Here is a 22,930-nt window from a genome sequence, read left to right as displayed (position 1 = left end):
CATTATTTTATCGCGTTTTCATCCATTATTCCTCAGCCGAAATTAGTAAAGGCTCAGCTAAAATATTTCTTCGAAAACAGGAGAAAGACCGAGTTTAGCGACTTACTTTTAAATTTAAGATAAAGATAGAGTTAATTTTTCACTATACTGAGGAGAAATTTGAATTTGGAGATAGCCTCAGTAATTCTACTTTTCTTTAAAACTCAAACCGGATAAGCCCCGTCCCATACTACCTTCTGATAATGCTTTGCGTCAGTATCGCCTTCTGTGCTAAAGAACAATATTTTTGAACTGCCATTAATATTTAACTGCTCCTTTAAATGCATGTACTCACTTTTCCTTAACATTTCACTCAATGCTCCTATACCAACAGCTCCTGATTCCCCAGAAATTACTTGTACATCACCTTTAATAGGTGCTGCTAAAATCCTCATCCCCTGCGCAGCAATATAATCAGGGCAAGATAAAAACGCATCGGCATAATCATTTAAAATTTGCCAGCCTAATGTGCTTGGCTCGCCACATGCTAGCCCTGCCATAATCGTATCCATATCACCTTTAACATAATGAAGCTGACCATCGTTTGCTTCGGCTGTTTTAAATAGGCAATCCGCCTTATCGGGTTCTACAACAATGGTAATTGGTCGTTCTTCCCCATAAACATCTGCAAAAAAACCTTGAACAGCTGCGGCCATTGAGCCAACGCCTGCTTGTATAAAAATATGGGTAGGCTTTTCATCTAATTGCTTTAACTGCTCATAGGCTTCTATAGCCATCGTCATATAGCCTTGCATAATGTTTTTCGGAATTTCCTCATAATTTTCCCACGTTGTATCTTGTACGAGCACCCAATTATTTTGTTCAGCATGCTCAGCTGCTAATCGAACTGTATCATCATAATTGACATTTGTAATAGAGGCCTTTGAGCCTAAGTTTTTAATATGGTTCAACCTTTCTTCCGAAGAGCCTTTCGGCATATAAACAACTGATTTTTGCCTTAGTTGCTGTGCTGTCCATGCAACGCCTCTCCCATGGTTACCATCTGTTGCAGTAATAAAGGTTAATTCGCCCAGTTGCTCCTTCACTTCTGACGAAACAAGCTTGTCGTAAGTTAATTCGGCTGGCTTTATATTTAATTTTTTAGCTAAATATAACCCAATGGCATACGAACCACCTAATGCTTTAAATGCGTTTAAACCAAATCTGTACGATTCATCCTTAACAAATAATTTACTAACATTCAATTCTTTAGCTAAATTATCTAAAACAGCTAAAGGAGTTGCTTCATATTGCGGAAAGCTTCTATGAAATGCCTGTACTTTTTCCGCTTCCTTTAGCCCTAAAAAATCAATGCTTGTGCCCGGCTTTGTTTTGCGATTATGTTTTACTAATTTCATTCCCAATCCCCTCCTAGACGAAGTTTAACGATTTCTGCAAAAAATTCTGCACCTGTTGCTAATATAGCATCGTTATAATTATATAGAGCATTGTGGAGCGGTATAATTTCCTCGTTCGATACCCTGCTCCCTAGAAATACGAAGCAACCTGGAATCTTTTCTAAAAATTTACCAAAATCCTCTGATGCCATAAATGGCTCACAACTTGCATTGATATTTTCATTTCCTACGATATTGGTAGCTGCTTTGATGGCTGTTTCCGTGCAGCCTTCCTCATTAATTGTCGGTGAAAATTCATGTGTATATTGAAATTCACAGGTAGCGCCATGCATCGCACAAATTCCCTCACAAATGCTTCTCATTCTTTGTTCTAGTAGCTGCTGCACTTTTGGTGTGAAGCTACGCGTATCCCCTTTAATTTCTACATTTGAGGGAATTGCATTGCGAATCCCGTCTGTCCATATTTCTGTGCAAGAAATGACTGCCGTATCATTTGGATTGACATTACGGGCAACAATCGTTTGCAGTGCAATAATAATTTCTGCGGCAATTACTAACGGGTCAATTCCCATATGTGGACTTGATGCGTGAGAGCCCTTTCCTTTAATACGAATAATAAAATTATCCTCACTCGCCATAATGGGGCCCGGTCGGGTTTGTATTGTGCCCGCGGGAAGCCCCGGCATATTGTGTAAACCATAGATTTCATCTACTGGAAAGCGTTCGAATAGCTGGTCGTCCATCATCGCCTGTGCACCTTTACCAATTTCTTCAGCAGGCTGGAAAATGAAACGAACAGTGCCATTAAAATTCTTCCTAGTAGTAAGTAATTTAGCAGCCCCTAATAATGTTGTCATATGCCCATCATGCCCACATGCATGCATTTTCCCATGATGCTTAGAGCGATAAGAAAGCTCCCTCACTTCCGTTAAATTCAATGCATCCATATCTGCTCGCAAACCAATTATTTTCTTTCCATTGCCGACAGTTAGGCTTGCCACAATACCCGTACCACCGATATTTTCGTGAACGTCCAACTCCATTTTTTTCAGCTCCTGTGCAATATAGGCTGAAGTTTTAACTTCCTCAAACGCCGTTTCAGGGTATTGATGCAAATGATGTCGCCATTGTATAAGCTGCTTTTGCAATTCATTTTTGTTCATTTTTATCCTCCTCGTATATTAGTAGTAAGAGCTCTTTCCGATAGAATTTCCAGTTGATCCGGACAGCTGGGGGATCTGTTGGATTTCCTATAGGAAGTGGTCGCCGATTGGCTCCCTCACTCTTGTTTTATGTTTTACCTGTTTGACCCCTGCTTTACCGAGGGAGCCAAAAGGAAATCATCATTTTTTGTTAAATACTATTTTAAGTATTGCCTACAGGTGCTTACCTGTTTATTTGTCATACACTTTTTTAACCTAATTTTATAGCACATGGGCGAAGGATGGAGGAAGCTCCATTTCAGTACTTCGTCCTTTTTTATTCATCCAAAATAGTTCACTCAGCCCTGTGTCCATGCGACAATGGAACAGACAAGGTATTCGCAGGAAATAGCTTTCCCTCCTTGCAGACATCCATTGTACTGCTTAATAAGCCTGCTACCCATCGTTCATTATTGAAGGTCTAACCACTGGCTGCGACGCAAGGTTTAGAAGAGAGTGTAGCGCTCATTTATGGTCTTCTGCTTGCGATTGCTGATAACGAGGCAGACATCGATGATTCGGGTGGGCACCCAGGTCTGAGTGTATCTTGATTAATTCCCCCTTAGGAGGTGATTGGCATGTCACAAATGCTAGTCGGTATTGACGTGAGTTTGCGCTCCCATCATGTCCATTTCATGCATGGAGAGGGACACACACTCGCTGATTTTTCTGTTCAAAATGATGTTATAGGTGCGGACACCTTGATTCATAAAATTGTACGAACAGCGGAAAAAAATCAAACAGATCAATTAAAAATTGGGATGGAAGCCACGGATCAATATAGTTGGCACCTTGCCCATTACTTAAAAGCACAATGTAAGAAAGTCTTACCCCATCTTCAAACAGCGATTTATATGCTCAACGCCCGTAAAGTAGCTCGTTTTAAGAAGGGCTATGATACGTTACCGAAGAACGACAAAGTAGACGCCTGGGTTATTGCGGATCATCTACGCTTTGGACGATTGCCACATGAAATGCAAGAAACCTTAATCTATGATGCACTGCGTCGTTTAACACGCACACGATTCCATTTAGTCCATGAAATTGCGCGTAATAAAACGTACATGTTAAATCAACTGTACTTAAAATTTAGTGGCTTACGCCAAGACAATCCGTTCTCCGATACATTCGGTGCGACAAGCATTGCGGTCATTGAAGAACTGGACCCTGGCATCATTGCCGATATGCCTTTGGAGGAACTGGTCGAATTCCTTCAAGAGAAAGGCAAAAATCGTTTTGCAGAGCCGGAAGAGATTGCGAAATATCTCAAGCAGCTCGCACGTAATTCGTACCGTTTAGATAAAGTGATGGCCGATCCGGTTAATCTCTCTTTATCCGTGATTTTAAGCACCATTCAACACATCGAAAGCCAAGTGAAGCGTCTTGATAAGGAAATCGAGCGCATTATGAAAGGCATTCCACAAACATTAACATCGGTAAAAGGCATCGGTCCCGTGTACGCAGCGGGCTTAATCGCTGAGATTGGGGATATTCATCGTTTTGATGATCATCACGCTTTAGCGAAATATGCAGGTTTAGTATGGACACAGTATCAGTCAGGCGAGTATGAAGCCGAGGATACCAGCCGAATGCGAACCGGTAATAAGTATTTACGCTATTATCTTGTGCAAGCATCAGACGCCATACGAAAACATGACACCGAATATAAAGCCTTTTATCAAAAGAAATACCATGAAGTAACCAAGCATCAACACAAACGCGCTCTCGTCTTAACCGCTAGAAAACTTGTACGACTCGTGCATTCGCTACTACGCACGAAACAGTTGTACATTCCGAAAGAAGAAAGGAGAGAATAACCAACAATTTCTCACTTTTCTTTAGCCGTTTTCCAAACTTCCATTTTTTAACTATTTTTAGTTGGAAAACGCGAGGTTTATTTGAGTGCGCCTAAAAATGGTCATTTAGCAGTTACAGCACTTAAGAATTTCCAATTTTACTGTTTTTAATGGTTGACATTACACCACTGTGCTTACATCAATGTTCTACCACGTAATGAATTAATCTTAAAAATGCACGAATGCCTACTTGCAGCTTCGGTTCAGGTGTATGCTCCTCTTTCGTGTGCGATAAACCGCCTTCGGACATTATAAACATCATTACGGTTGGTACTACTTTTGCCATTTCAACTGCATCGTGTAGAGGGCCTGAATACATCTTCGTTGCCTCACCTGTTTCCTCCTCTACTGCTTGCTCACATAAACGAATCAATTGATTATCAAATAATTGTGGTGCAACTGAATAAACTTTTCGCCATTCGACAGAAACACCATTCGTACTCGCTATTTTTTCAGTAGTAGCTTGCGCTTCCTCGTACATTTTTTGCAAATCCTTGACATCAATCGTTCGCATATCTAAGGAGATAGTACATTTTCCGGGCACAATTGTTACAACATCTGGCTGTACCTGCACTTGACCTACTGTGCAAACCGCATTATATTTTAATGCAATTTTTCTAAACGCTAATGCAGCCTCAGCCGCTGCTAAAAATGCATCTCGGCGCATAGGTACTGGAAATGAGCCTGCATGTGCTGCCTGTCCTGAAAAATCAATATAATGACGCTCTACTCCTGCGGCTCCAAATACGCAGGCAACATCCTTTTGCTCTTTTTCTAAAATAGGACCTTGCTCGATATGCAGCTCTAAATAGCTTTGAATATTTTTTATTAAAAACTCCTGCTGTGCTTGCAGCATTTTCTCTGGTGTAACTTGAAATTCAGTTACTGCCTTTTCAAAAGCTATACCACTTAAATCAACACGACCTATTAATTCATTAATATTTAAAGAACCACTTGCTGCTGAAGAGCCTAAGCAGCTATAGCCGTAGCGTGCCCCCTCCTCATCTGCCCAATCTACAACATAAATTGTTTTTTTAGGCTTCTTGCCATCAATTGTGTAACGTCTTAACGCTTCAAGCCCTACCAATACACCAAGCGCCCCATCGAGCCAGCCACCATTCGGTACACTATCTAAATGACTGCCAATAACAATAGCCTCGGTGCTCTCTCCTTCAATCTTCGTCCAAATATTGCCTGCGCTATCCATCGAAGTCTCTGCTCCGAGCGCTTCAGCCTTTTGGCGGTACCAATCACGTGACGTTTGCCAGAGCACTGTCCATGCTACGCGCTGTGCCCCATGCTCATTTGATGAGAGTGCAGCAAGCTCCTTTAAATCTTGAATGACACGCATTGCACCTTCATTTAAGCTATATTCCATCGTCCTTCCCCTTTCTTTTTCCTGTATTAACAATTCAGTCCATAAGGCTAACAATCCATCGAAAATAAAAAACTATAGACTAAATATTTATCACATTTAATAACACACTAAATATTTAACGTCTGCCTCCCAATACGTTAAAATATTGCTATTACAACTACTATAACTACAGTCTGAATATTCTTTCTATAAATTTTACAATTATTTTTATCAGATTTATCCTATATTCGTAATCTATAAAAATTCGATAACGACTTGCATATTAAATTTTCATTTTATGTAAAATCTAATGATGAAAGGAATGGATAACAGATGACGAGCTCAAAACCAATTGCGCAAAATATTATAGACGGTACAATCTTTGAAATTAAGTTAACAGAGGATTTAGAGGAACAAATTAATTATCATTTTGAGGACTATGCAATTGCTATATTTACGCAGGATTATCATCATTTACGTTCAGATTATATTCCTATCCATTGGCATAATGCGCTACAAATGATTTGGGTGTATCAAGGCTCACTTGAGTATCAAATTAATAATAAAGTTATTACGATAACAGAAAATTCACTTTTACTTATTAATAATAAGCAGCTCCATAGCTCTAAAACGATTGACCAAAACGCCAATGTACTATGCATTAATTTCGATTTAAACTTTTTTCATCCAAGGCTGCTAACAGCACATGTGGAGCCATTTTTCGAGAAAAATCCGTTTGCCTATTATTTGCTACCATTATCGCTTGAACAAAAGGTTAAGCTAGCTGAATGGATAGACAGCCAAAAACCAGCACTCTTTTCAGTTATCGCTTTTTTAACAATGTTGATAGAACATTTACTCACACATTATGATGCTGCAACGAAAAATAATGAGGAAAATGAAATAGCTGTTTTCAATCAAATGCTGCAATACATCCAGAAAAATTACAGAAATACTATTACAATCAATGACTTAACAAGCTGTGCATTAATTAATAAAAATACTTGCACGCGGCTATTTCAAAAATACACACGTTTACCACCAATAAAATTTATTAACAAACACCGACTTTATATAGCGCAAGATTTGATTCTTCATACAAATAAATCAATTTCTGCAATTAGCGAGGAGGTTGGCTTTAACCAAGTAAGCTATTTTGTAGAGCTATTCCGTAAAAATTATCATCTTGCGCCACTTCAATACCGCAATAAATATCGAGTACAAACAAATATTTAATTTCTAGGGAGGCGTTACTTTGACGGTAAAAGAAGATATTCGTATACAAAAAACTCGACAAAAATTATTCGATGCCTATATTGATATTTTAAAAACAACAGACTCCAATGACGTCACAGTACAAATTCTTGCAGGCAAAGCGCAAATTAATCGAGTTACTTTTTATAAGCATTATCAAAACTTTGCCAACTTCCATTCGCAATTTATCGAGCATCATATTTTAACCATCTATGAATTTATGAGGCCTCTAAATTATCAACCATATACAAGGGGCTTTGAACAGCAGGCATTATCCGATTTATTTTCATTTATTCAAGAGCATGGGACGACATACACAGTATTATTTACTTCGCCTCATATTCCAGAATTTAATCAAGCTTTATTAAGTTTTTTTCAGCAAAAGCTGACACAGCATACGGACGAATTATCACGCTTTGATTTTCCGGGTGTTGGTGTTAACCGATTGGTAGTTGCTTGGTACGGTGTCTCTGCTTTACTCGGCACAATTATTATGTGGGTACAATCTAATCATTTAAACAATAGAAAAACTTCGATTGCGACGATGATTACACATACGTATCCGCTGAGTGAAATTCAAGCAGCTTTTGATACGGCCATTGCTGCGAAAGATTCAATTAAAGTAATCGTTGATTTAGAGGGTGACGTATCATAAGCGGTGCGTTGCCAGCTTATGATACGCTGTTGTTAGCGTTTTTATAAAGTGGTACTTAAGTGGAGAAGATTGGGCTTTCTTTGAAAAGCGGGATTGTTTTTTAGATAAAAAGAGTTCAATGCACTTTATGGGAGCGTGCTTTTGTAGAATACTAATCTAAAGGAGTTGTCCGAAGAGTCCATTTTGTTTTGACATCGCAGTGAAATAAATGTTTTCATCGCTTCCCTTTTATTGAAGAATAACGCTGCTAAAGCCAATGTTCATCCCATTTTTAAAAGAGGGGGTTCTCTGTTTATATGAATCAACATTTTATGAAACATCATCGCTCCTGTCCAAAATGCCGGCTATGCACGGCTTTTTGGACAGCCCCCCTCCTCTCAAGTTTAACTACTTATAAAGCGCAGTGCCTTACTTAATGTTGTTGGCACTACTGAGGCATGGTTTTCTTCTAGTGCGACATAAAATTGGGCTGGTAAACTAGCACTATGGCGATTATTATAGAAGGTCATGGCGTCATCCACCATTTCACCTTCCTCTCCGCCAACGAAAATTGCAATAGGTGTTAATCTATTTTCTGTTGTTTCATGTAAAATTTGCAATAACTCATGGTTATTCCACCAAATTGAAGGGCTTACAGCTACATATTTTTCAAAAAAATTAGATTCTGTTAAATAGCACCAAAGTGAAAATAAACCACCTAATGAATGCCCATATAAAGAAAAGTGTGCACGATTCACATTATAATTAGCACAAATATATGGGATTAACTCCTCAATAAAAAACTGCTTAAAATCTGCTGCACCTCCTACAGGAACTGGCTCTATTTTCTTTCCTTTATACGTAGGAAAATGATATTGCTCAGCCGGTGCAGTGAAATCATAAAATCGACGATTCCTATCTCCATCCTGATTATGTCCGACACTTACAATAATATTTGGCTGAACCTCTGTTTTCTCGCTCATAAGCATTTGATTTTCCATCGCAATAAACATCATCTGTGCATAGCGCTGTCCATCTAATACAAAAATGACAGGAAAGCCACCCTCTGGAGCAGGTGTTTCTGGTACAAATACTTCGATTGGATAATCATACTTACAATAAGTTGAATACATGAATATACCTCCGTCTTAAATTAGTAAAGCTATGCGAGCACCTTTTCTTTTTTCGTATTTTCAAGTATTCCCCTGATTAGCTTATAAGAAAAACAAACTGGCGTCCCCTGCTCATCATATAAAATATGTGCATCAATATTGAATACCTGTTTTAACACATCATTTGGCAAAAGCTTGACGACTTTCACTAGTCCTTTGCGAATACCCTTTTTAATACCTCCTGCCAATAATATATACTCGCCTCTTTTAAATACATGGCATGTAATCCTTTTAGAAGTTTTTTCGAATTCCTTTGACTTCAAATTTTGAAAAATAGGTATATGTGAAAAACAATATGTTCTCGAACAAGTCACTATAAACACCTCTTAAAATTCTCTTTTTTGTAATGCACATCACAGCATAGACAACATCTCTATCGCATAATTTTATCAATAATGATAATCATTATCAAATATTCTTTTCTGTGACACGCATCACATAATAGCAAAATAAAATAGGACCATCTGAAAAGTGCGTTCGCACTCTTTCAAACAATCCTATTTTTCCTATATAATTCGAAGTCGACTTAATATTCTGAGCTATGTGTGCACTGAGTATCGTCGTAGTGAATCGTAAAATACTTTGCAAAAGTACCTAAAATTGATGTTATCTTCATTGTCATTTCGGCTGGACTACTCATAAATCCACCTTCAATCCAATCTTGAATCATACCTGCAGTACCAAATGCCATATAGCGCTTTTGATATTGGTCGTCGGTATTGGCATCATTGTACTTAAATTGAAAATGACGTATTAACATATGATATATTTTATCAGGTAATTGGCGATGAATGCTTGGCAAAGTATCTTCCACTAATAGCAAGGAAAAATAATCGCGATAATCATAAATAAAATAAAACAAATCAAAAGATAAATTACTCATTTTCATGACATCAATCGGAATGTCTCTTTTATATTTGCACATACTATAGTGCTGGATTAGCTCAGACATCTCCTGCATTAACTCTTCTACTAAATCTTGCTTATCCTGATAATGCAAATAAAAGGTTGTTCGATTATAACCGGCATCTGTCACAATATCCTTCACTGTTACAGCATTGTAGCCTTTTTCGTGAACCATTTTAATAAATGATTTTTTCAAAAACTGCTTTGTTCTTTCTGCTTGAACTGAATGCGTTTTCAAATAATTCACCTCAAAATCGACACTTTTTCTAAAAATGTAGTATTTCTTTACATTTTAAAGGGTATTAATGATTGGTGAAAGTAATTTGATTGCCTACAATGAAATTGTAACAATTATATAACAGAAACGAGGAGATTAAGTGAAACGATTTGAAGATAAAGTAGTCATCATTACAGGGGCTGCTGGCGGAATCGGAAAAGAAATCGCCCGTAAATTAGCTGGTGAAGGTGCAAAATTAGCGCTTGTCGATTTAAACGAAGGTGCATTACATGAAGTGATGACAGAGCTAGAGCTTCCAGAGGATAAAACACTTTTAGTAAAAGCGGATGTATCAAAAGAAGCAGATGTTAAAAATTATGTTGAGCAAACTCTAGCGAAATTTGGCAAAATTGATGGCTTTGCTAATAACGCAGGTGTTGAAGGTCCAGCAAAACCTCTCGAAGAGCTTACAGAGCAAGATTTTGACTTTGTTTATAGCATTAATGTAAAGGGTGCATTTTTCGGCATTAAATATGTACTTCCTGTTATGAAGCAACAAAAGCAAGGCTCAATCGTGAATACGGCTTCAGTAGCAGGCTTAATTGGTTCACCAAATATGCTACTTTATAACTCCTCAAAACATGCATTAATGGGAATTAATAAAGTGGCAGCTATTGAGGCAGCGCCATTTAATGTCCGTGTAAATACAGTAAACCCTGGAGTTATCAATACGCAAATGATGCGTCATATTGAAGAAAAAGTTGCCCCAGGCGCAAGTGAGGCAGCACGTGCTGCTTATAATGATGCCGTACCTTTGAAACGCTACGGAGAGCCAGAAGAAGTAGCGAATGTTGTAGCCTTCTTATTATCAGATGAATCATCATATGTAAGCTCTTCATCTTACACTGTTGATGGTGCATTATATAACGTTTAATCATTCTATACGGAAATAATTAAGGGGGAAAATGACAATGAAACGATTTGAAGATAAAGTAATTATTATTACAGGTGGGGGCTCTGGTTTAGGTCAAGCTTCTGCATTACAGCTAGCTTTAGAAGGTGCAAAACTTGTATTAGTTGACTTAAATGAAGCTGGCTTAAAGGAGACACAAGCAAAAATTGCTGAAGTCGAGCCAAGTACTGAAACATTATTATTAACAGCAAACGTAGCCGATGAAAAAGCGGTCGAAGGATATGTACAAGCAACTGTCGACAAATTCGGCAAAATCGATGGCTTCTTTAACAATGCCGGCATAGAAGGCAAGCAAAATTTAACAGAGGATTTTGGCATTGAAGAATTCCAAAAAGTAGTTTCCATTAATTTGAATGGCGTGTTTTACGGAATGAAATACGTACTAAAAGTAATGAAGGAGCAAGGTTTCGGCTCCATTGTTAACACGGCTTCAGTTGGGGGTATTCGCGGTGTTGGTAATCAATCTGGCTATGCTGCAAGTAAGCATGGAGTTGTTGGTTTAACACGTAACTCAGGTGTTGAATATGGACAGTACGGAATTTCAATTAAAGCAATTGCGCCGGGAGCAATCATGACACCAATGGTAGAGGGCTCACTCCGTCAAATAGGTGGAGATAATTGGGAAGAGGTTGGAAAGGAATTTGTAAAACCAAATCCAATGAGACGTTTCGGTAAACCAGAGGAAGTTGGCTATCTTGTAGCATTCCTATTATCGAATCAAGCGGATTTTATCAACGGTGTTGTTGTTCCAATCGACGGCGGTCAATCATATAAATACTAAAATGGGTGTGGCGCTAAACAAGCCGTGCGGTTGCCGGCTTGTTTAGCGCTTTTGATGGTGTTTTTATAAAATGAGGGCTTTGCGGGATGGCGAGGGCTTTCTTTGAAAAACTTGATGGACACTGGTTTTAACGGGATTTATTTTTATTAAAAGTTAGACGATGTGAAACTCTTTTCATATTGGGGCGTCCACCATGCCATGCGGTTGCCGGCTTGTTTAGCGCTTTTGATGGTGTTTTTATAAAATGAGGGCTTTGCGGGATGGCGAGGGCTTTCTTTGAAAAACTTGATGGACACTGGTTTTAACGGGATTTATTTTTATTAAAAGTTAGACGATGTGAAACTCTTTTCATATTGGGGCGTCCACCATGCCATGCGGTTGCTGGCTTGTTTAGCGCTTTTGTTGGTGTTTTTATAAAATGAGGGCATTGCAGGATGGCGAGGGCTTTCTTTGAAAAACTTGATGGACACTGGTTTTAACGGGATTTATTTTTATTAAAAGTTAGGCGATGTGAAGCTCTTTTCATATTGGGGCGTCCACCATGCCGTGCGGTTGCTGGCTTGTTTAGCGCTTTTGTTGGTGTTTTTATAAAATGAGGGCTTTGCGGGATGGCGAGGGCTTTCTTTGAAAAACTTGATGGACACTGGTTTTAACGGGATTTATTTTTATTAAAAGTTAGGCGATGTGAAACTCTTTTCATATTGGGGCGTCCACCATGCCGTGCGGTTGCTGGCTTGTTTAGCGCTTTTGGTGATCACTGTTAAAGCTAATATTTTACTCAAACATTATTGCCACTGTCCAAAATGCCGGCTACGCACGGCATTTTGGACAGCTAGCCTTTAATTATTCCGCGACAACAGTAAAACGTTGCTTTAAGTGTTGGGCATTTTCAACTTCATCAACTACTGCAATGGCATAGTCTGCATAGCTAATATAGCTCTCGCCCTTTGAATTTACAAGGAGACGATCTTTGCCTAATTGATATGCTCCTGTTCTTTTTCCTTCTGCATCAAAAAAAGCAGATGGGCTAATAAATGTCCATGTTAAATCAGTTGTTTGCTGTAATTCTTCTAAATTGCGCCCTTGTCCTTTTGCTGTTGGCTTCACTACTTCTGGAAATTCCTCTGTATCGATTAGCTTTAGCGTTTTATTTTCATCGACATATAAGCTACCCGCACCACCGACAACGATTAGTCGCGTTGCTGAACCTTTTAACGCCTCTATTAATGTGCGTCCTACATTTATATGCGCTTGTTCTTCGCCAAGTGGCGCACCAAAAGCATTGACAACTACTTCAAATGAAGTTAAATCTGCTGCTGTCAGCTTAAGAACATCTTTTTCGATAACTGCTGTATTATTATCTTGTAATTTTACTTTATCTCTTACGATAGCAGTCACTTCATGCCCACGGCTAGCTGCTTCTTTTAAAATAAGATTTCCTGCTTTTCCACTTGCTCCAATTACTGCAATTTTCATTTTCTTTCCCTCCAATTTTGTGCTGAATGCTGTTGCTAATTACCTAGTATTTTACGGATTCTCGGTGCTACTTCTGTTGAGAGCAGCTCGATGTTTTTTTCAACCTTCTCGAAAGGCAATCCACCGATATCGACTTGTGCTAAAAAGCGTCTATGACCAAATAGCTCATATTGACGAAGTATCTTTTCAACTATTTGCTCTGGGCTCCCTACAAACAGCGCCGTATTGGGGCTTGCCATTTGCTCAAATTCATTCCTCGTCATTTTCGTACCAAATCCACGTTGACGATTTACATAGTACCAATAATTAGAATAATACGGATAAAATTCATTCTTTGCTTGCTGGCTCGTTTCAGCGATATACGTATGGCCCGTTACAGCAACTTGCAAAGCTTCAGGCAAATGTCCCGCCTCCTTACCCGCTTGGCGGTAAAGCTCCACAAGTGGTTTGAAACGATTTGGGTCACCACCTAAAATAGCTAAAGCCATGCCAACACCAAACTTCCCAGCACGTACCGCACTTTCAGGAGTGCCTCCGACGCCAATCCATATTGGTAGCTGTTCTTGCAAAGGGCGTGGCGCTATTTCTGCATCTTTTAATGGCGAGCGGAAATTGCCCGACCAAGTGACCGTCTTATTATTATTTAATTGTAAAAGCAAATCCATATGCTCTGTAAACAATTCATCATAATCGTTTGTACTATATCCGAAAAGTGGGAATGATTCGATAAAGGCTCCGCGCCCAGCTAAAATTTCAGCACGACCATTTGAAAGTAAATCCAATGTTGCAAAATCCTCAAATAAGCGTACTGGGTCAAGTGTACTTAGCACACTTGTCGTACTCGTTAGCTTAATTTGCTGCGTCTCCCTTGCAATCGCAGCCAGTATTACGGCTGGAGATGAGACAGCATAGTCTAAACGATGATGCTCTCCGACCCCAAAAACATCTAGTCCAGCTTCATCAGCGAGCTGTGCAGCCTTTATAATCTCATTAACTCTCTGCTTAGCATTTACTGTATGACCAGTAAATGGGTCAGGTCCCATATCCGCAAGTGTATAAATACCAATTTCAAAGTTGCTATTCTTTTCTTGGCCCATAGTTTCCTCCATTCAAAATCTGTGACATCCACCGGAAGCGGAAGCCCTCACAAATGTTGGTCACTCAGTCATTATCGTAGAAAGCGATGTTCTTAGACTGAGTTCCTGTGATTCAGCGGGTGTTTGATTACCTACTGAAACTGGTCTAATGCTGACACTCCTCTCTCATCTATAGAGGTAAAAGTTCTGTATCTCCCGCTAACGTTTTCGGTATAAAAACATGTGCTCCTGTGGCTACTCGTCGCCGTAAATATTGCCCAGAGGAGTTAAACAGCTAATATAATTGAATTTCCTGAAGGGTCTTGTGCTATAATGCGATTATTTTCTTCCACAACGCCACTTCCGATTTGTTGTAAATTACGAACTACCTCTTGACGTGCTTCTTCATTTGCGTAAACAAGTGTAAAGAACTCAAGACCTACGCTATTTTTAGCTGGCTTTGGTGCTCCTACGCCATTCCACACATTGACCGCAACATGGTGATGATATTTAGCATCTGAAAGGAATAATGCCTGCCCGCCATAGCGATTTACAACATCCAATCCGAGACCTTTCACATAAAATTCTTCTACTTCTTTTAATTCTGCAACATGTAAATGAATATGACCCATTACTGTTTTTTCAGGCATACCTTCCCATTTATTTGCTGTTACGTTTTTCAACAATCGCTCAAAATCTAATGGGTCGACTGTCATTGCTACCTCTCCCTCTAGCCAAGCCCATTCAGAAGGTGCTCTATCTATATAAATTTCAATTTGGTTGCCATCAGGGTCATTCAAATACAATGCCTCACTTACAAGATGGTCTGATGAACCAAAGCGAATGCCGTGTTCCACTAAATGTACAACAATATTTGCTAAATCTGATTTTTCTGGTAACAGCAGTGCAAAATGATAAAGCCCCGTTGTTCTTCCCTGCTTCGCAATCACATTTTCAGGTTGCTCAAGTGATAAAATACTTGTTTTCCCATCTGTCGTAAGCTTTACTGCTGAAGCTGTTTGCTCTAAAATATCGAATCCAAGAATATCTCGGTAAAACTGTATTGATTGCTCTAAATTTGTTACTTTAATTTTGACATGTCCTACAAATGTTGTTGGCTTCGTATGAAATCTCATCGTAATCCCCCTAATCATTAATTGAAAATTTTTGGTCTAAAGAAATTTTTGATTGATTTGTAAAAATGAAATAAACAGACATCGCTAGTAAAAGCAATTCTAGCTCGTAGCCTGCCATTTGACCATCACCAAGAAAACCGGCTGAAAGCTTCACAGTAAAAATGGCACCTATCATAATAACTGCAAGTAGCATCGAAACAACTCGTGTTCCTAAACCGAGAATCAAAATAATGCCACCTACCAATTCAATTACTGCTACAACATACGCCATGAATCCTGGAACACCTATGCTATCGAAAAACCCTGCGGTATTGGCAATTCCACCTTGAAACTTTGAAAAACCGTGAATAAAAAACGTAAGGCCTAGTACGGCTCTTAAAATAACTTTCCCTATTTCATTAGCATTCATTACTGTTTTCTCCTTTTCAACTTACTTTATGTAACTTAGTTTAATTACGTAATTATATTTTGTCAAGTAACTTAATTTCGTTTTGTAATTAATTTATTATTTTGTGTTATAATCTAATTAAGCGAGGTGTAATGAAAATATGAAACAGCCAACAATTTGCCCCAAATTTGAAAAAGCCATCTCATTAATAAGTCAAAGATGGACTGCATTAGTTATTTATCAATTACTATCAGGCTCGCAACGATTCAGTGAAATTCAATCTGCTATCGGCATTAGCGGCAAAGTATTGTCTGAGCGTTTGAAGGAATTAGAACAGCAAGAGGTCGTTAAACGTGAGGTTATACCAGAAACACCAGTAGTCATTGAATATTCATTAACAGAAAAAGGCCATTCCATAGAGCCGATTTTAAGAACAATCGAAAACTGGTCACAGCAATGGGTCGTCTCCGAATCAAAACAGTAGGCGTAAAAAGAGGCTGTTCGAAAACGTACTTTTTCGAACAGCCTTCGATTTTTTCCATTAATGCACATGTTATGAGCGAAAATTGCCGTTTTACGAGCGAATCCGGATGTTTTATGAGCGAATTTATACTTCTTATGAGCGATTCGGGAGTTTTTACCCTTTAATTAAATAATAAAGCTCAGTTAATTGATGCTTATCTAAAATTTTTGGTACGGGGTATAACGGATTCGCCTCTCGATATGCGCGCTCTACCATTAACGGAATGTCCTTTTCTTCAATATCTTGGATTTTTTCTGGAATTCCCATCTTGGCATTTAATTCCCGAATTTTACTTATGAGCTGCTTTGCCTTTGCTTCATTACTATATTCTTTATTTGATAATCCTATAACGTCGGATAGTTTAGCTAACTGGTCATAAACTGCGTCCCCATAATAATCTAAAACATAAGGTAAAATCACAGCATTAGCTAAGCCATGAGGCGTTTTATAAAAACCGCCTAATGTATGAGCAATCGCATGTACATAGCCGACAAATGCCCTCGTAAAGGCTACACCCGCTAAAAACGAGGCTTTCTGCATATTTTTACGTGCTGCTATATTTTGTCCATCTTCATAAGCCGTTAAAAGATTGCTAAAAATAAGCCGCACTGCCTCCTCGCTACACATTTTCGTTTCACTCGTATTACTGCGACCAATATAAGCCTCAATCGCATGTGTTAAAGCATCCATCCCTGTTGTAGCAGTTATATGCTTTGGTAAATTTAGCGTTAACACGGGGTCAAGCACCGCAAAATGAGGAATGAGCGACAAGTCCATAAGCGCATATTTTTCATGTGTACGGCTATTCGAGACAACTGCCGCCAATGTCGTTTCACTCCCTGTACCCGCAGTCGTTGGAATCGCAAAAAGTAGTGGAATTGCTTTATTCACTTTTAGCTGCCCCTTTAATTGCTCTATCGTTTTATTTGGGCGTGCCACTCTTGCGCCAACACCCTTCGCACAATCCATCGGTGAACCTCCACCAAATGCAATAATCCCCTGACAACGCTGTGCCTTATAAAGCGCTAAAGCGTCCTCAATATTATCAATCGTCGGATTTGGCACAGTATCCTGATAAATTGTATATTCAATGCCAACTTTATCGAATGCGACTAATAAATGCTTCATCAATCCTGCCTTAACAATACCTTTGTCTGTCACAATCAAAACCCTCTTAATATCATTGTCGGTAATGATTTGCGGTAATCTCAGTAAGGCATTCTCCCCTTCGATTAAAACAGGCTTTCGCCACTTCATCACTTTCAAAGCTTGCTTATGAACCATTTGATAAGCACGAAAATACGTTTCCTTCATAGCAACCCCATCCCTTCAATGTAACATCTAAATTTAGTTTAATGGAATTCCGATGGGAAGGAAATAGAGTTGTCTGAAAAGTCTATTTTTAAAAGAGATGTTCTCTATTTAGGGGAGTTCACATTTTGTCAAACATCATCGCTACTGTCCAAAAAGAACCTTCCATCTCATAGTTGATTAGAAGGTTCCTCTTACATAAATTTATTTATTGAAAAATAGGATAGGAAAGCTTTAATATTTCATCCGTATGCTGCCGAACTTTTTTAATCACTTGCTCATTGATTCGATTATAAAGTACATGGTTATTACTATTTGGATAAAAAATTTTTTCTGTTCGAATCATTGCCTCACTAGCAGCGCTAAAGGTTTCATAAATACTTAAATACTTGGCTGTACAAATTGCTGCTCCTAAGCATGCACTGCTACTGCCTTTACGGCGCATCACAGGTAAATTAAATAGATCTGCAATAATTTGCGCAAGCACATCGCTTTTAGCTCCGCCGCCATTAATAATGATTCGTTCCATTTTCCCGTCCGTTTCATCAAGCATTTCATCTACATTATTTTTTATATTAAACGCAATTGCCTCTAAAATAGAACGATAAATATGAAATGCCGTATGCCTTTGGTCAAAACCAAGCATAATTCCTTTTCTATAAGGTGCTGATGGTGGTGGTAGCCAATCCAGTATTGTAATTAAACCATCACTCCCTACAGGTATGCCTTCTGCCATTTTATTCAAATAACCTTCTTCGCTCATCGAATTTTTATTTGATTGTAGCAATAGATTTTCACCAATTAATTTTTTAAACCAACTAACTGTCCACATCCCCCGCCTAATCCCATTTGTTTCATACACATATTTAAACGGGATGCTAGCAAGCGTCGGAAAAAAACTCTTGGCATTATCAAAATAATAATCGCTTAGCGTCATTGCTGAAATAAATGTACCTAATGAAATCATCATCGTGGATTCATCATGGATACCAGAGCCGAGCACATCTACCGCTTTATCGTTAGCAGTTGCTACTACCGGAATCGCAGAGGGTAGCCCCCACTTCTCTGCTAGTTCTTTACGTAAATTACCTAATTTCTCTCCTGGTTTCACAAGCTCAAATAACATGCTACGCTTCAAACCAAAAGCTGCAATTTTCGCCTCATCTTCAAACCAATTTAATGTCCTATAATCTAATGGCCAATGAACCTCATAATTTGCTGCACTATCTTTTATTTCGCCAGTTAAGCGAAAATTAATATAACCCGAAGTCGTCGTTACATAATGTACATGCTCGTCCTCATGTCGATAAGGCGCATTTAGCCGCGCATCCATCCAGCTCATGACAGGAGAAGCTAATTGAAATTGTTCGTTTAATAACACTCGGCAACAACGGATCGTACAAAGACCAATGCCAATAATATGCTCCAAATCACCTTGGAAATTCTTTAAGCATTGTTCAATCGCCTTCGTCACACTATGCCATAAATCATCATCTGGATGCTCAACAACACCTGGTGCTGGTGTTAAAGGTTCACGTAGCGGAAACGAGCCATATGAAGCCTCATTCCCTTCCAAATCATATAAAGCTACCTTTGTGCTTTGTGAACCATTATCAATAGCTAAAATATATTTTTTCAAACAGCCACCTCATTATTTAATGAACTTGTTAATTTCTTTTTGAGGGAAAATCGTACCATGATTCATAATACCATTCGGGTCAAAGGCAGCCTTTAATTGCTCCAACATATAGTATGCTGAGCCATGCTCTTCTTTTGTCCATTCCGAGCGATATTTACCAATACCGTGATGATGACACATCGAGCCCCCAAGTTTCAACGTCTCTTCCACAATAATTGTTTGAAGCGGATGATGATACGTAATCATTTCCTCATCAGGCTCGCAATTAATATTGTAGTTATAAACAAAGTACATATTTGTCCCATTTAGATAGCTATGAGAAGAATGCCCACCAAGCATCGTTAAATCCTTTGCGTGAGGGAATTCCGTACGAATGCGCTGAATTACGTTATTGTATATTTTAGGAATCGTTTCCCAATCACCTGAAATTTCTGTTGTAAAGCCATCATGCTCACTTAATTTCACCATACGCTCAAATTCTGCATCTAAATTTTCCTGTGTCCAGTTTAATTGATTGAACCATTTTTCAATTAGTATAGGCTCTACTTCCTCAATGACATCGTCTTTGAACTGCTCCACTGCCTCTTCAATTGCTATACTTGTTGCCTCTACAATACTTTTCGGTCCTTCAGACATAAAGATGAGCACGCATTTTTCTTTATAGAAATGAGCAAAATGCTGCCTTGCATCTTCCTCTGAATAAACTCTTGCTACTGATGGGCGGAAGCCATTGACGATGACCTCACGCAAAATTTTGATTCCCGTTTCAATATCTTTAACTAAATAGCTTTGGAATACATGATTGCTTGGGTAATATTTAAAAATTTTAATCGTTACCTCTGTAATAACGCATAATGCTCCTTCATTTCCGATGACAATATGGCGAATATCTGGACCACCAGCTCGGCGTGAGACATTTTTAATTTTGGAAATATGCCCTGTTGGGAAAACACATTCTAGACCAACAACCATATCCTCGATAGCACCGTAAAGCGTTGAAAATTGACCAATACTACGTGTTGCTAGCAATCCACCATACTGTGCGACCGGTTTAGATTGCGGGGAATGCCCAGTTGTGTAGCCAATTTTTCTTAATTCATCTTCTAATATTTGTAATGGTACACCTGCTTGTACTGTTGCTTGCATATTATAAGGGTCGATTTTAATAATTTGATTCATTTTAGAGCAATCAATTACAATCGTTAAATCCTTCCAGTTCTCTAACCCTCCCTCTGTCGATGTTTTACCGCTACGTGGGATAACATTAATAAAATGCTCATTACAAAACGTAAGTAATGCTTGTACTTCCTGCGCATTTATTGGGTAAACAATCGCAATTGGAAGGGGGGTATCTAACGCCTTTTTTGCCTTCGCATATTTTTTATAACGGTCTGCTGAAGCATCATATAAAGCTTCTTCCTCTGCATTAATTCGCTCTGATGCAATCACCTGACGCAATGCATCAAGTAAATGCTCTTTCTTTTGTAAAATTTCCTGTGTCATCGTCCATTCGCTCCTTTATTTTTTACTATGTGTATAATTAACAAGCCGCTAATCATAGGTGTTACACCCATTTGATAAAGCGAAACTTCAATCAGTGGGGCTTACTGCCCGTTAATGCAGGATAAAGCAACATTCATCTATCTAACTAGATAACCACCATCAACATTTAATAAAGTTCCATTTACATAATTCGATGCTTCCGAGGCTAAAAATACAGCCGCCCCCATTAAATCTTTCAACTCACCCCAACGATTGGCAGGAATATGGTTTAATACGCGCTGATTCGCTTCTGCATTTGCACGAGTATCTGCTGTGACAGCGGTTGCAAAATAACCCGGGGCAATACCGTTTACTTGAATATTAAACTGAGCGAGTTCGTCACAATATGCTTTAGTAAAGCCAGCTAAACCATGCTTACTTGCTGCATATGCTGGGGACCATTGTCCACCTAAATAAGAAAATAAAGAGCATGTATTAATAATTTTCCCTGACTTTTGAGGTATAAAATATTTCGCTACTTCATGTGCTAATTCAAAGCTAGCCGTTAAATTAAGGGCAATCATTTTATCCCATTGCACACGCGTAAATTTTGTGACATCCGGCTCATTAATACAAATGCCAGCATTGTTCATTAAAATATCAATTTTCCCAAAATGCTCAACACAAGATTTGGCAACTTCCGCGCAAGCCCCCTCTGCAGTAATATCAGCAAACATCGCATGATATTGCACTCCCTCTGCCTCAATCAATGTCTTCGTTTCACCATTGTCATCCGCGACACTAACCACAAAAATATTCGCACCAGCCTTCGCTAAAGCAAGTGCTAATGCTTGACCAATACCTGAATTTCCTCCTGTGACAATTGCGACCTTTCCTTTTAAATTAAAATAATCCATTGAAAACTGTGTGATAGTACTCAATTTTTTCATCTCCTTCACTTTTAATTTGCTGTTACTTTTTCATCTATTCACTAGCTATTTATCGCAATCCATAATGTGAATCTCCAATCCGTGGATGCCTTTCTCCACGGATTGTTAGTTGAACCAATCGGGCTTTTACGGGCAGTTGTTCTCCCACTTATCCTTTAGCCGTTTTTCACTTAAGTCTGAAAATGGGAGGCTTACTGCCCGTTAATGCGGGATAAATTTGCAAACTACTAGCATGACAAAATTCAATATCCTTATAATTCATCTAATTTACCTTTCAATGATTAATAGCTTTTCTATTTCTCAAGCCATCATGCCCATGTCTTATCCTCCACTTCTTAAATCAAGTAAAATAAGTTCGTAATATGAACATATTTTTCGCAATTTGATTATTGATGAAATTATAAGACTATTTCGTAAATACTGTCAATATAGAAAAAAGCCAAAAAATAAAGAAAAAAATAGATTGACGAAGATAAATTATACAGTTTATACTTTTGTAAAGTTGCAAAATACGAATAACCAGTTCATTATGCGAACTTATTATTCTGAATATTATAATTATTAGGAGGTATGTATGGGCTATTTATTCAACAATTTGAACAGTATATTGAAGCTGTTAGGCGAGCACCTATTTTTAACCTTTGCTAGTTTAGGCATTGCACTTATTGTCGCGATTCCAATAGGCGTTTTAGTTTTGAAATACCGACGCTTCCACACACCTATTACATCGCTCTTAGGATTAATTTACACAATCCCTAGCTTAGCTTTGTTTGCAACATTAATTCCTTATACAGGATTAGGAAAAACAACTGCCATTATTGGGCTTGTTGCCTATAGTCAAATGATTTTAGTACGTAATATTGTTGCTGCGATCGATGGAATTGACCCATTAATTATTGAATCTGCAAAAGGGATGGGCATGACTAAATGGCAGATTTTAAGAAGAATCGAAGTACCACTTGCCGTCCCTGTCGTACTAGCTGGTATTCGAGTTGCAACTGTTTCTATTATTTCTATCGCATCTATAGCTGCTTGGATTGGTGCTGGCGGTCTCGGCTCTTTAATTTTCCAAGGCTTGCGCTCACAGCATACAGAGAAAATTATTGCAGGTACAATCTCAATTGCTTTACTAGCTATCCTTGCAGATATTATTTTCAGAATGCTTGATAAAGCGTTTAGACCAAAGATTAGTTAAAGGGG

At 38.5% G+C, this 22,930-nt stretch carries 21 protein-coding genes; 7 read left to right on the top strand and 14 right to left on the bottom strand.

Going from position 1 to position 22,930, the window contains the following annotated elements; all coding sequences use genetic code 11:
• Positions 1-203 precede the first annotated feature (203 nt).
• Complete coding sequence (dpaL, locus tag MHH70_RS16575; protein WP_342472031.1) at positions 204-1,397, bottom strand: diaminopropionate ammonia-lyase; 1,194 nt, start codon at positions 1,395-1,397, stop codon at positions 204-206.
• Positions 1,394-2,560: a M20 aminoacylase family protein gene (locus tag MHH70_RS16570; protein WP_342472030.1), complete on the bottom strand. Its 1,167-nt coding sequence runs from the start codon at positions 2,558-2,560 to the stop codon at positions 1,394-1,396. Before MHH70_RS16570 ends, dpaL begins: the two co-directional genes overlap by 4 nt.
• A 617-nt stretch (positions 2,561-3,177) precedes the next feature.
• Between MHH70_RS16570 and MHH70_RS16565 the strand changes: the two genes are divergently transcribed.
• Positions 3,178-4,416 (top strand): IS110 family transposase, encoded by a 1,239-nt coding sequence (locus tag MHH70_RS16565; RefSeq protein WP_342471849.1) that lies wholly within the window; start codon positions 3,178-3,180, stop codon positions 4,414-4,416.
• 178 nt (positions 4,417-4,594) lie between these two features.
• On the opposite strand, the gene MHH70_RS16560 is transcribed toward MHH70_RS16565, so the two are convergent.
• Entirely contained in the window at positions 4,595-5,833 is a 1,239-nt protein-coding gene (locus MHH70_RS16560; RefSeq protein WP_342472029.1) for a hydantoinase/carbamoylase family amidase, read from the bottom strand.
• Positions 5,834-6,145: 312 nt separating this feature from the next.
• On the opposite strand from MHH70_RS16560, the gene MHH70_RS16555 reads away from it, so the two are divergent.
• Entirely contained in the window at positions 6,146-7,048 is a 903-nt protein-coding gene (locus tag MHH70_RS16555) for an AraC family transcriptional regulator (protein ID WP_342472028.1), read from the top strand.
• Positions 7,049-7,067: 19 nt separating this feature from the next.
• A complete protein-coding gene (locus MHH70_RS16550) occupies positions 7,068-7,721 on the top strand; it encodes a hypothetical protein (RefSeq protein ID WP_342472027.1) in 654 nt (217 codons plus the stop codon).
• Positions 7,722-8,104: 383 nt separating this feature from the next.
• Here the strand turns inward: MHH70_RS16550 and MHH70_RS16545 are convergent, their stop codons facing one another.
• The 3 genes from MHH70_RS16545 to MHH70_RS16535 all read right to left on the bottom strand — a co-directional run bounded on the left by MHH70_RS16545 (position 8,105) and on the right by MHH70_RS16535 (position 10,016).
• Entirely contained in the window at positions 8,105-8,833 is a 729-nt protein-coding gene (locus MHH70_RS16545; protein WP_342472026.1) for an alpha/beta hydrolase-fold protein, read from the bottom strand.
• Between the two features lie 29 nt (positions 8,834-8,862).
• Positions 8,863-9,060 (bottom strand): hypothetical protein, encoded by a 198-nt coding sequence (locus tag MHH70_RS16540; RefSeq protein WP_342472025.1) that lies wholly within the window; start codon positions 9,058-9,060, stop codon positions 8,863-8,865.
• A 338-nt stretch (positions 9,061-9,398) separates the two neighbouring features.
• A complete protein-coding gene (locus MHH70_RS16535) occupies positions 9,399-10,016 on the bottom strand; it encodes a TetR/AcrR family transcriptional regulator (protein WP_066166893.1) in 618 nt (205 codons plus the stop codon).
• Positions 10,017-10,155: 139 nt separating this feature from the next.
• Between MHH70_RS16535 and MHH70_RS16530 the strand changes: the two genes are divergently transcribed.
• Complete coding sequence (locus tag MHH70_RS16530) at positions 10,156-10,929, top strand: glucose 1-dehydrogenase (RefSeq protein ID WP_066166896.1); 774 nt, start codon at positions 10,156-10,158, stop codon at positions 10,927-10,929.
• Between the two features lie 37 nt (positions 10,930-10,966).
• Entirely contained in the window at positions 10,967-11,749 is a 783-nt protein-coding gene (locus MHH70_RS16525) for an SDR family oxidoreductase (protein ID WP_342472024.1), read from the top strand.
• 843 nt (positions 11,750-12,592) lie between these two features.
• Here the strand turns inward: MHH70_RS16525 and MHH70_RS16520 are convergent.
• The 4 genes from MHH70_RS16520 to MHH70_RS16505 all read right to left on the bottom strand — a co-directional run bounded on the left by MHH70_RS16520 (position 12,593) and on the right by MHH70_RS16505 (position 15,846).
• A complete protein-coding gene (locus MHH70_RS16520) occupies positions 12,593-13,225 on the bottom strand; it encodes an NAD(P)-dependent oxidoreductase (protein WP_342472023.1) in 633 nt (210 codons plus the stop codon).
• A 35-nt stretch (positions 13,226-13,260) separates the two neighbouring features.
• Positions 13,261-14,322 carry an LLM class flavin-dependent oxidoreductase gene (locus MHH70_RS16515; protein WP_342472022.1) on the bottom strand — a complete coding sequence of 354 codons (1,062 nt, stop codon included), beginning with the start codon at positions 14,320-14,322 and terminating at the stop codon, positions 13,261-13,263.
• A 266-nt stretch (positions 14,323-14,588) separates the two neighbouring features.
• The gene (locus MHH70_RS16510) at positions 14,589-15,437 is read right to left on the bottom strand and encodes a VOC family protein (protein ID WP_342472021.1); all 849 of its coding nucleotides are present in this window, start codon (positions 15,435-15,437) and stop codon (positions 14,589-14,591) included.
• Between the two features lie 10 nt (positions 15,438-15,447).
• A complete protein-coding gene (locus MHH70_RS16505) occupies positions 15,448-15,846 on the bottom strand; it encodes a DoxX family protein (RefSeq protein ID WP_342472020.1) in 399 nt (132 codons plus the stop codon).
• Positions 15,847-15,985: 139 nt separating this feature from the next.
• Here MHH70_RS16505 and MHH70_RS16500 point away from each other — a divergent pair, with 139 nt between their 5' ends.
• A complete protein-coding gene (locus MHH70_RS16500) occupies positions 15,986-16,309 on the top strand; it encodes a helix-turn-helix domain-containing protein (RefSeq protein WP_342472019.1) in 324 nt (107 codons plus the stop codon).
• 153 nt (positions 16,310-16,462) lie between these two features.
• Here MHH70_RS16500 and MHH70_RS16495 read toward each other — a convergent pair whose 3' ends face one another.
• From MHH70_RS16495 to MHH70_RS16480, 4 genes are all read right to left on the bottom strand, one after another.
• Positions 16,463-17,662 (bottom strand): iron-containing alcohol dehydrogenase, encoded by a 1,200-nt coding sequence (locus MHH70_RS16495; RefSeq protein ID WP_342472018.1) that lies wholly within the window; start codon positions 17,660-17,662, stop codon positions 16,463-16,465.
• A gap of 205 nt (positions 17,663-17,867) precedes the next feature.
• Entirely contained in the window at positions 17,868-19,298 is a 1,431-nt protein-coding gene (locus tag MHH70_RS16490; protein ID WP_342472017.1) for an FGGY family carbohydrate kinase, read from the bottom strand.
• A gap of 12 nt (positions 19,299-19,310) precedes the next feature.
• A complete protein-coding gene (locus tag MHH70_RS16485; protein ID WP_342472016.1) occupies positions 19,311-20,801 on the bottom strand; it encodes an FAD-binding oxidoreductase in 1,491 nt (496 codons plus the stop codon).
• Positions 20,802-20,938: 137 nt separating this feature from the next.
• Positions 20,939-21,730 (bottom strand): SDR family NAD(P)-dependent oxidoreductase, encoded by a 792-nt coding sequence (locus MHH70_RS16480; RefSeq protein WP_342472015.1) that lies wholly within the window; start codon positions 21,728-21,730, stop codon positions 20,939-20,941.
• 574 nt (positions 21,731-22,304) lie between these two features.
• Here MHH70_RS16480 and MHH70_RS16475 point away from each other — a divergent pair.
• Positions 22,305-22,925 (top strand): ABC transporter permease, encoded by a 621-nt coding sequence (locus tag MHH70_RS16475; RefSeq protein ID WP_107943227.1) that lies wholly within the window; start codon positions 22,305-22,307, stop codon positions 22,923-22,925.
• Positions 22,926-22,930 lie beyond the last annotated feature (5 nt).

The sequence above is a fragment of the Metasolibacillus sp. FSL H7-0170 genome (assembly GCF_038593115.1).
GTDB lineage: Bacteria > Bacillota > Bacilli > Bacillales_A > Planococcaceae > Metasolibacillus > Metasolibacillus fluoroglycofenilyticus.
This window is presented reverse-complemented; position numbering and strand designations above follow the sequence as displayed.